Origin of the sequence: Variovorax sp. 22077, assembly GCF_052044195.1 — a bacterium.
GTDB lineage: Bacteria > Pseudomonadota > Gammaproteobacteria > Burkholderiales > Burkholderiaceae_C > Variovorax > Variovorax atrisoli.
Genome location: NZ_JBQEQC010000027.1, coordinates 78,493 through 87,389 on the forward strand (window position 1 = coordinate 78,493; position 8,897 = coordinate 87,389).

An 8,897-nucleotide genomic window follows, 5' to 3' on the forward strand; every position below is an offset into this window, starting at 1 on the left:
CGTTCGACCCAGCCGATCCTACAGTGGGAGCCCGACAGAGCACCCACACACACGAAGAAGGACATCGACGATGAGCAGCAGCTACAGCATCGCCACCATTCCCGGCGACGGCATCGGCAAGGAAGTGATACCCGCAGGCCGCCAGGTGATGGAGGCGCTGGCCGAGGCCTCCGGCGGCGCGCTGCGTTTCAGCTTCGAGGACTTCGGCTGGGGCGGCGACTGGTACCGCGAGCACGGCGAGATGATGCCGGCCGACGGCCTCGAGGCGCTGCGCGGCAAGGACGCGATTCTTTTCGGCTCCGCGGGCGATCCGCACATTCCCGACCACATCACGCTCTGGGGCCTGCGCCTGAAGATCTGCCAGGGCTTCGACCAGTACGCCAACGTGCGGCCCACGCGCATCCTGCCGGGCATCGACGCGCCACTGAAGCGCTGCCGGGCGGAAGACCTGAACTGGGTGATCGTGCGCGAGAACTCCGAAGGTGAATACGCCGGCGTGGGCGGGCGCGTGCACCAGGGCCATCCGATCGAGGCCGCCACCGACGTGAGCATGATGACCCGCGCGGGCGTCGAGCGCGTCATGCGCTTCGCCTTCAGGTTGGCGCGATCGCGCCCGCGCAAGCTGCTCACCGTGGTCACCAAGAGCAACGCGCAGCGCCACGCGATGGTGATGTGGGACGAGATCGCGCTGCAGGTCTCGAAGGAGTTCCCCGACGTGCGCTGGGACAAGGAGCTCGTGGACGCGATGACCGCGCGCATGGTCAACCGGCCTGCCACGCTCGACACCATCGTCGCCACCAACCTGCATGCCGACATCCTCAGCGACCTCGCGGCCGCGCTCGCGGGCAGCCTGGGCATCGCGCCCACCGGCAACATCGACCCGGAGCGGCGCTATCCGTCGATGTTCGAGCCCATCCACGGCTCGGCCTTCGACATCATGGGCAAGGGGCTCGCCAACCCCGTGGGCACCTTCTGGTCGGTGGTGATGCTGCTGGAGCACCTCGGCGAGGCCGAGGCCGCGCGCCGCGTGATGGCCGCGGTGGAGCACGTCACGGCCAACCCCGCGCTGCACACGCGCGACCTGGGCGGCAACGCGACCACCGACGAGGTGACGCGTGCGGTGTGTGCGCACATAGCTGCAGAACCGCTGCGGCTGGCGGCCTGATCGGCCCCTGCCGAGCAGGCGAACGACGGTATCCGCGCGCCTCGAAGCGCGCGGCGCAGAACAACGAGCCGGAGACAAGACATGAACGCTTCATCGAACGCGCGCCTGCATCGGCGCATCGTGCTGCAGGCCACAGCCATCGCGCTGGGACTGGGCTCCACCGCCCTCGCCTTCGCGCAGCAGGGGCCGGGCGCCGCGGGCTGGCCCGCGCGGCCGATCAGCCTCGTCGTGCCCTTCCCGGCCGGCGGCACGACCGACGTGCTGGCCCGCGCGCTGGCCGACAAGCTCTCTCAGTCGCTGGGCCAGCCGGTCGTGGTCGAGAGCAAGCCCGGCGCCGGTGCCACGCTGGGCGCCGACTACGTCGCCAAGGCCAGGCCCGACGGCTACACGCTGCTGATGGGCGCGGTGCACCACACCATCGCCACCAGCGTCTACAGAAAGCTGCCTTACGACTTCCAGAAGGACCTGGCGCCCGTCACCGTGGTGGCGATGGTGCCGAACGTGCTGGTGGTCAACGCGGCGAAAACGCCCGCGAAGAACGTGGCCGAACTGGTCGCGCTTGCCAAGGCCGCGCCCGAGAAGCTGGCCTACGGCTCCAACGGCAACGGCACGGCGCAGCACCTGATCGGCACGCAGTTTCAGGCCAGCACCGGCACGAAGCTGCTGCACGTGCCCTACAAGGGCAGCGGGCCGCTCACCACCGACCTGCTCGGCGGACAGGTGGCGATGTCATTCGACACCATCACGCCGGTGCTGCAGCACATCAAGGGCGGCAAGCTGCGTGCGCTGGCGGTGACCATCGCGCGGCGCTCGTCGGTGCTGCCGGACGTGCCGACGCTGGATGAGGCCGGGCTCAAGGGCTTCGACATCGGCACCTGGTTCGGCGTGCTGGCGCCCGCGGCCACGCCGAAGGAGATCGTGGCGCGCCTGAACGCCGAGATGGTGAAGATCATCCATTCGCCAGACTTCGCGCAGCGCATGCAGGCCATCGGCGCCGAGCCGCTGGGCGGCACGCAGGAAGAGATGGCGCGGCAGATCCGCGAGGAGACGGCGAAGTTCGCGAAGCTGGTGAAGGAAGGCGGCGTGGCGATCGAATAGCGCCGCGGCGGACGGCTCGACGGCGGCGTGCAGCCGGTTACGCACGCGCACACCTGCATTCAGCGGCATGGGCGCCGAGGCCATAGGATCAGGGCTTCCGAAATCACCGCCTCCCGCCCATGTTCATCGTCACCCTCACCTACATCCGTCCGCTCGAGGAAGTCGACGCGCTGATGGATGCGCACATGGTCTGGCTCAAGAAGCACTACGAAAGCGGGCTTTTCGTGGCCTCGGGCCGGCAGGTGCCGCGCCAGGGTGGGGTGATCCTCGCGCGCTCGGGCGACCGCGAGGGCCTGGAGGCGGTGCTGGCGCGCGACCCCTTCGTGCAGGGCAGGGTGGCGCGCACCGACGTCATCGAGTTCGTGCCGCGCATGACGGCCCCGGGCGTCGAGATCCTCAAGAACTTCTAGCGCGCCGCGGCCGCGTCCGCCGGCAGCTCCTCGCGCCCGCCCGGATGCCGGGCGAAGCGCGGCGCGTCGTGGCCGTGCACCGGCGCGGGGTCTTCCCAGGGCCAGCCGCCGAACTGCGTGCGGCGGTAGTCGGCCATGGTCTGGCTGATCTCGGCCTGCGTATTCATCACGAAAGGGCCGTACTGGACCACCGGCTCGGCGATCGGACGGCCCTGCAGCACCAGGAACTCCGCGGCGTCGGCGTCGCCGTTGGCGATCTCGACGTCCACGCCCGCGCGCAGTTCGATGGCCACCGGCCCCCGCACCTGCTCGCCGCCCACCCGCGCGGCCGACCCCTTGAAGAAGTACAGCATGCGCCGCGTACCCTCGCCGGTGGCGGCGGGCAGCGTCCATTGGGCGCCGGGCGTCATCTTCAGCGTCCAGATCGCCACGTCGGCATCGGCTTGCGCGGCCCACGAATCGGGCGGGGGCGCCAGCGGCTGGATCGGTGCCCGGCCGTTGGAAGGGTCGTCGCCGAGCCGGCCCGCGATCACCGCGACCTCGGTGCGGCCGCCCTTCGCGTCATCGGAGACGAAGCGCGGAATGGCCTCCGACCAGAACATCGTGAAGTGCGGCTCGGCCATCTTGTTCTTCGCCGGCAGGTTGAGCCAGATCTGGAACAGCTCCAGCGGGTTGGCGGAGTCGGCCTCGAGCAGCGGGAACATCTCGGAATGCACGATGCCCTTGCCGGCCGTGAGCCACTGCACGTCGCCGCCGCCGAAGCGCGCGGTGGCGCCCAGCGAGTCGGAGTGGTCGACCAGGCCCTTGCGCACGATGGTCACGGTCTCGAAGCCGCGGTGCGGGTGCGAAGGAAAGCCCGGAACCGTCTCGCCGTGGTACATGCTCCAGCCGTCCTTGCGGCTGAAGTCCTGGCCGATCTGGCGGCCGGCCAGCGAGGCCTCGGGGCCCATGCGGCCGTTGGCCTTCGGGTACGCGTCGTCGTGGTAGACGCAGAAGAGGAACGGGTCGATCGTCTGCCAGGGAAAGCCCAGGGGCTTCACCTGCAGGACGGGGCTCCTGTCGTCGTTGTTCTTGTCGTCGGGCATGCGGATATTCCTTTCCTTGGGGCGCGCGGCCGATGATGCCGTGCCGGTGGGTGGAATATCGGGCCGCCGGCGCCTTTCGCCAGAGGCCTTCCGTGCAACAGTGAAGAGCGCGTATGGAACGATCGGCATCGTTCGGGTCCTCGGCGGCGGCGGCGGCGCTGCCTCAGGGGTTCTGGTGCGTCACGGCGGCGTTCGGGTCCATGTAGACCAGCTCCCACAGGTGGCCGTCGAGGTCCTGGAAGCCGTGGCCGTACATGAAGCCGTAGTCCTTCGGCTCGGTCGGCGTGGTGCCGCCGGCCGCCTTGGCCTTGGCCACCAGTTCGTCGACCTCGGCGCGGCTCTCGCACGAGAGGCACAGCAGCACTTCAGTGCTCTTGGCGGTGTCGGCGATGCTCTTGGTGGTGAAAGTCTTGAAAAAGTCCTCGACCAGCAGCATGACGTGGATGCTGTCCTTCTGGACGACCATGCACGCGGCATTGGCGTCGGTGAACTGCTCGTTGAAGGTGTAGCCCAGCGCGGCGAAGAACGCCTTGGTCTTGTCGAGGTTCTTGACGGGGAGGTTCACGAAGATCTGCTTGGTGGCCATGGTGTCGTCCTGTCGATGAAAAGAGGTTTGTGAGGGTGTTGCCCGGCGTTTTGTGTACGCCGTCCACAAACGATAGCAAATCAAATGGACGGCGTCCACATATTTTTTCGAGGCTGCCGATCCCGACGATGCGACCGCGATTGCAAGGGGCGAAACGGACCGGGCATCATGGCTGCCATCATGGAAATCGAGTTCAAGTTCTGCATCCCCGCCGGCCGCCTGAAGGCCGTCGAAGCCGCCCTCAGGCGCGGCACCGTCGCCCGCACCCGCCTGCAGGCCCGCTATTTCGACACCGCCGACCAGCGCCTGGCCGCCGACGGCGTGGTGCTGCGGCTGCGCAAGGAGGGGCCTCGCTGGGTGCAGACCGTGAAGGCCACCGGCGACAACGCCCTGCATCGGCTGGAGCACAACGTCGACCTCGGCACTGCAGCGCCGGCGCCGCAGATGGATCCGCAGCGCCACCAGGGCACGCCCGTGGGCGAACGGCTCGCGAAGCTGCTCGCCGACGGCAGCCCGCTGGTCGAGCGGCAATCGACCGACATCGTGCGGCTCACCCGCGACGTCCGCGTCACCGGCTCCGCCGGCGCGGTGATCGAGATGGCGCTGGACGTCGGCAAGGTCGTCGCCCACGCCGGCACGCCCGAGCAGCGCGAATCGCCGGTGTGCGAGCTGGAGCTCGAACTCAAGCGCGGCGACGTGCAGGGCCTGGTCTCGCTCGCGCGGCGCTGGTCGCAGCAGCACGGACTGTGGTTCAGCACCGTGTCGAAGGCCGAGCGCGGCGCGCGGCTGCTTGCGGCGCAGGAAACGGTGGAAGCCGTGAAGGCCGAGCCGCCGCGCTTCGCCGACCAGCATCCGGACGGCCCGGCCATCCGGCAGGCCGTGGTCGCGTCGTGCCTTGCGCAGATGCTGCCGAACGCGAGCGAGATCGCCGCGGGCAGCACCGACGAGGAGCAGATCCACCAGCTGCGCATCGGCATCCGCCGCCTGCGCACGGCGCTGCGCGAGCTCGCCGATCTCGACCCCGCCTCGGGTGCCGCCCAGGCCGCGGAATGGGAGTCCCCGCTCGTAGACGCCTTCCGCGCCCTCGGCGCACTGCGCGACCGCGAACAGGTCGTGAAGTTGGCGCAGCCCCGCCTGCGCGAAGCCGGCGCGCCCGACTTCGACCCGCTGGCCGCCGACGGTGGAGCCGCAGCCGATGCGCCCTCGCCCGGCGACATCGTTCGCTCCCCGGCCTTCCAGAACGTGCTCGTCTCGCTGATCGGCTTCACCGCGGCGAAGCCGGGCGAACCCGAACCTGCGCCCGCCGCGGAAGGCGACCCGCCATCAGCAACGGTCGGCGCCAACGACGCCCGCCGCCTGCTGCGAAAGCGCCTGCAGCGCCTCCACAAGCAGGTGCTGCGCGACGGCGAACGCTTCGAATCGCTGGACACCGAAAGCCAGCACCGCGTGCGAAAGCGCCTCAAGCGTTTGCGCTACCTCGCCGAGTTCGTGGCGCCGCTGTTCGATGAAAAGGAAGAAGGCGCCGACACCTATCTGAAGGCCCTGCGCCCCGCGCAGGACGCATTGGGCGAATTCAACGACGAGGCCGTCGCGCTCGCGCTGTACCGCGAGGCCGCCGCCCGCGATGCGCGCGCATGGTTCGCCGTAGGGTGGTTCACCGCGCGGCGCGAGGCCGGGGCGAAGGCCTGCCGCAAGGCGCTCGCGAAGATCGAGGATGCGGCGAGGTTCTGGAAGAAGAGCGGTTAACTGCCGAAGTCCAGAGCCAGCTGGGAATCCGGCAGCGAAGGATCAAGCCGGCGAGCCGCCAAGTGCCTCGCTACGTATCCCGTGGCCCAGGCAAGGAAGGAAATCCAGCACAACCAGATAGCGAAGCCGATCAGAAGCGCGCAGGTCCAGCGCTGTTCTTTCAGCGAATCCTTGATGAATGCCGCAGTGTCCTTGTCTTTGAGGACGCTGCAAAGAATGCCCACTTCCCTCTCGGTGAAAGATGTCCGGGTCGCGTTGAGGCTCGCTGGTTGTGAGCAGTCGTCGATACGCAATGGCTCTGGCCCGAACGGGAGGACGGACCGGAGTGTCTTGGCGTGGTTCGCTGTGGCGGCGAAGGTTCGCTGCGTTGCTTTCAACTTCAGGAAGGCCTGATCGTGAAAAAGCGTCGTCGTGCTGACGATGAAGAGCAGCATTCCGACGGCGACGCCTGCAAGCCGTAGCCCTTGCAGCAGATGCGACGGTAGCTTGTGCTGCCTGATCTGGCGAAGCTCCACGTCGAAAAGCTCGCCGCACATGCTCAAAGCCCTCATCTGCACGCCGTTGTGCTTTGCCCATTGAATGAGCTGCCGGGCCTGTTCCAGGCTGTTGACCTTCACACCGGCGAACAGGCGAAACGAGATCAGGCTGGTTTGCTCATCGATGAATGCGCGAACTTCCGGATCGGTGATTTCCTGCTTGCCATGAACCAGCTGCCACAGCCGGTGCATCAGTACGTGGAGGGATTCCGTTCGCCAGATGACCCAGATGAAGGCCATACATATCAGCGAAGGAGCCGCAATGCTCAGAAAGCTTGAAAGGCTGGGGAGTGTGGCGAAGTCCATCGCCACAGTCTGCCTCAGTGATGGTGCCCGTGCGCCCCATGAACATGCCGGTGCTCGATCTCCACCGGCTGCGCCGCGCGCACGTCCGTCACCTGCAGGCTGAACTTCAGCGCCTTGCCGGCCCAGGGGTGGTTGCCGTCGAGCAGCACGACCGGACCCTTGATCTTCATCACGGTGAAGACGTGCTCGCGGCCGTCGTCGAGCCGGCCCTGCAGCTGGCCGCCGACCTTCACGCCGGGCGGGAAGTCGGTCTTGGGAATGGAGCGCACCAGCGACTCGTCGCGCTCGCCGAAGGCGTCTTCGGGGGCGAGGTTCAGCACGGTCTGGTAGCCCTTTTCCTTGCCGTCGAGCGCTTCCTCGATCTTCGGCAGGGTGTTCTCATAGCCGCCATGCAGGTAGGCCATCGGCTCGGGGCTCGCCTCGATGAGCTTGCCCTGTGCGTCGGAGACCTTGTACTTGATGGTGACGACGGTGTCTTTTGCGATTTTCATGGGCTCGCATTCTCGGCCGAAACCCGAAGGCGCACGCAGCCGGGCCTTTCCCGGGGATTGCGATGGCTGCCCGGCTACTTGAGCACGTCCATCTGGTCGAGCTTGCCCATCACCAGCTCGATGAAGGCCGACACCGCCAGCGGCAGGTGCTTGCGGCTCGGATAGACGACGTTGAGCCCGCGCCCGGTGTATTCGTACTGCGGCAGCACGCGCACCAGCTCGCCGGCCTGCTCGTCGCGCGTGGCCATCGCGGGCGGCAGCTGGGCGATGCCCAGGCCGGCCAGGGCCGCCCTGCGCAGCGCCTGGGCGGTGTTGCCGGTGAAGCGGCCGGCGACCTGCACTTCCTCTTCCACGCCGTTGGGGCCGGTGAGTCGCCAGGTGGTGTGGCCGGTGGGGGTCGAGGGGGTCACGCAGTCGTGCCGGGCCAGCTCCTGCAGGCTCTTCGGCTCGCCGCGCCGGGCGATGTAGGCGGGGCTCGCCAGCAGGCCGGCGCTGCGGGTGACCAGCCGCCGGCCGACGTAGCCCGAGTCGCGCAGCACGCCGCCGCGGAAGGCCACGTCGATGCGCTCGGCGATCAGGTCGGCGGCCGCGTCGCTGAGCACGAAATCGAGCTTGACCAGCGGATGCGCGGCCAGGAAGTCGGCCACCCATTCCATCGGGAAGAAATCGAAGAAATCCGCCGGCGCGGCCACGCGCACCAGGCCGCTGGGCTCCTGGCCGCCGGCCGCCAGCGCCTGCCCGGCGGCGGCCAGGCCGTCGATCAGCCCGGCGCAGCGGTCGTGGAAATCCTGTCCGGCGCTGGTCAGCGTGAGCTTGCGCGTGGAGCGCTGCATCAGCCGGGCGCCCAGCTGCGATTCGAGCTGCTGGATGCGCCGGCTCACGGTGTTCGGCGGCAGGCCCAGCCGCCTGCCTGCCTCGGCGAAGCTGCCGTGGCGCACCACCTGGACGAAGACGGCGGCGTCGTTGAGGTCGAACATGGCGGGCTGATTCCTTCAATTCATGGACGAGTGCAATCCGACTCTACCGCCTAGTCGATTAATGGGTGCATGCCTAACCTTGTGCCCATGACTACTTCATCCCTTGTCTCCCCCACTCAGCGCCGCATCGTCTGGGGCGTGCGCGTCCTGCTGGCGCTGGCTTTCGGCGCCGCGGGCGCTGCCAAGCTGGCCGGCGCGCAGCAGATGGTCCAGGTGTTCGACGCCATCGGCTTCGGCCAGTGGTTCCGCTACCTGACGGGGCTGGTCGAGGTCGGCGGCGCGGTGCTGCTGCTCGTGCCCGCTACCGGCTTCCTCGGCGGCCTGCTGCTGTTCGCGACCATGGTGTGCGCCGTCGCCACGCACCTGCTGCTGATCGGCGGCAACCCCGCGCCGGCCGTGGTGCTGGCGCTGCTGTCGGGCTTCGTCGCCTGGCGGCTGCGGCCGCAGTCCGGGTCCGTCGCCGCGGCGGCCTGATTTCCTTTTTCTCTCTTTCTTCC

The 8,897-nt window shown here is 68.4% G+C and carries 10 protein-coding genes; 5 read left to right on the plus strand and 5 right to left on the minus strand.

The annotated features are described in order from the left end of the window. Positions 1–70: 70 nt before the first annotated feature. The 3 genes from ACTJLF_RS29545 to ACTJLF_RS29555 all read left to right on the plus strand — a co-directional run bounded on the left by ACTJLF_RS29545 (position 71) and on the right by ACTJLF_RS29555 (position 2,673). The gene (locus tag ACTJLF_RS29545; RefSeq protein ID WP_145759525.1) at positions 71–1,165 is read left to right on the plus strand and encodes a tartrate dehydrogenase; all 1,095 of its coding nucleotides are present in this window, start codon (positions 71–73) and stop codon (positions 1,163–1,165) included. A gap of 81 nt (positions 1,166–1,246) precedes the next feature. Then, on the plus strand, positions 1,247–2,263 hold the full coding sequence (locus ACTJLF_RS29550) for a Bug family tripartite tricarboxylate transporter substrate binding protein (protein WP_440884462.1): 1,017 nt from the start codon (positions 1,247–1,249) through the stop codon (positions 2,261–2,263). 119 nt (positions 2,264–2,382) lie between these two features. Then, positions 2,383–2,673: a YciI family protein gene (locus tag ACTJLF_RS29555; RefSeq protein ID WP_132754444.1), complete on the plus strand. Its 291-nt coding sequence runs from the start codon at positions 2,383–2,385 to the stop codon at positions 2,671–2,673. Here ACTJLF_RS29555 and ACTJLF_RS29560 read toward each other — a convergent pair. Next, positions 2,670–3,758: a pirin family protein gene (locus tag ACTJLF_RS29560; protein ID WP_126183646.1), complete on the minus strand. Its 1,089-nt coding sequence runs from the start codon at positions 3,756–3,758 to the stop codon at positions 2,670–2,672. The two genes, ACTJLF_RS29555 and ACTJLF_RS29560, sit on opposite strands and share 4 nt — an antisense overlap. A gap of 163 nt (positions 3,759–3,921) precedes the next feature. Beyond that, complete coding sequence (locus ACTJLF_RS29565; protein WP_440884463.1) at positions 3,922–4,344, minus strand: VOC family protein; 423 nt, start codon at positions 4,342–4,344, stop codon at positions 3,922–3,924. A 168-nt stretch (positions 4,345–4,512) separates the two neighbouring features. On the opposite strand from ACTJLF_RS29565, the gene ACTJLF_RS29570 reads away from it, so the two are divergent. Further along, positions 4,513–6,090 (plus strand): CYTH and CHAD domain-containing protein, encoded by a 1,578-nt coding sequence (locus ACTJLF_RS29570; protein ID WP_440884464.1) that lies wholly within the window; start codon positions 4,513–4,515, stop codon positions 6,088–6,090. Here ACTJLF_RS29570 and ACTJLF_RS29575 read toward each other — a convergent pair. From ACTJLF_RS29575 to ACTJLF_RS29585, 3 genes are all read right to left on the minus strand, one after another. Beyond that, the gene (locus ACTJLF_RS29575) at positions 6,087–6,932 is read right to left on the minus strand and encodes a DUF6216 family protein (protein ID WP_132754440.1); all 846 of its coding nucleotides are present in this window, start codon (positions 6,930–6,932) and stop codon (positions 6,087–6,089) included. The two genes, ACTJLF_RS29570 and ACTJLF_RS29575, sit on opposite strands and share 4 nt — an antisense overlap. Before the next feature lie 14 nt (positions 6,933–6,946). Then, entirely contained in the window at positions 6,947–7,423 is a 477-nt protein-coding gene (locus tag ACTJLF_RS29580; protein ID WP_019653758.1) for an FKBP-type peptidyl-prolyl cis-trans isomerase, read from the minus strand. Between the two features lie 74 nt (positions 7,424–7,497). Further along, on the minus strand, positions 7,498–8,400 hold the full coding sequence (locus ACTJLF_RS29585; protein ID WP_132754438.1) for a LysR family transcriptional regulator: 903 nt from the start codon (positions 8,398–8,400) through the stop codon (positions 7,498–7,500). Between the two features lie 87 nt (positions 8,401–8,487). On the opposite strand from ACTJLF_RS29585, the gene ACTJLF_RS29590 reads away from it, so the two are divergent. After that, complete coding sequence (locus ACTJLF_RS29590) at positions 8,488–8,874, plus strand: DoxX family protein (RefSeq protein ID WP_126183649.1); 387 nt, start codon at positions 8,488–8,490, stop codon at positions 8,872–8,874. The last annotated feature ends 23 nt before the right edge of the window (positions 8,875–8,897 follow it).

Bases quoted from the DNA above. Each gene is read 5' to 3' on its own strand.
- ACTJLF_RS29545 (WP_145759525.1), top strand. From the start codon at position 71: ATGAGCAGCAGCTACAGCATCGCCACCATTCCCGGCGACGGCATCGGC.
- ACTJLF_RS29550 (WP_440884462.1), top strand. From the start codon at position 1,247: ATGAACGCTTCATCGAACGCGCGCCTGCATCGGCGCATCGTGCTGCAG.
- ACTJLF_RS29555 (WP_132754444.1), top strand. From the start codon at position 2,383: ATGTTCATCGTCACCCTCACCTACATCCGTCCGCTCGAGGAAGTCGAC.
- ACTJLF_RS29560 (WP_126183646.1), bottom strand. From the start codon at position 3,758: ATGCCCGACGACAAGAACAACGACGACAGGAGCCCCGTCCTGCAGGTG.
- ACTJLF_RS29565 (WP_440884463.1), bottom strand. From the start codon at position 4,344: ATGGCCACCAAGCAGATCTTCGTGAACCTCCCCGTCAAGAACCTCGAC.
- ACTJLF_RS29570 (WP_440884464.1), top strand. From the start codon at position 4,513: ATGGCTGCCATCATGGAAATCGAGTTCAAGTTCTGCATCCCCGCCGGC.
- ACTJLF_RS29575 (WP_132754440.1), bottom strand. From the start codon at position 6,932: ATGGACTTCGCCACACTCCCCAGCCTTTCAAGCTTTCTGAGCATTGCG.
- ACTJLF_RS29580 (WP_019653758.1), bottom strand. From the start codon at position 7,423: ATGAAAATCGCAAAAGACACCGTCGTCACCATCAAGTACAAGGTCTCC.
- ACTJLF_RS29585 (WP_132754438.1), bottom strand. From the start codon at position 8,400: ATGTTCGACCTCAACGACGCCGCCGTCTTCGTCCAGGTGGTGCGCCAC.
- ACTJLF_RS29590 (WP_126183649.1), top strand. From the start codon at position 8,488: ATGACTACTTCATCCCTTGTCTCCCCCACTCAGCGCCGCATCGTCTGG.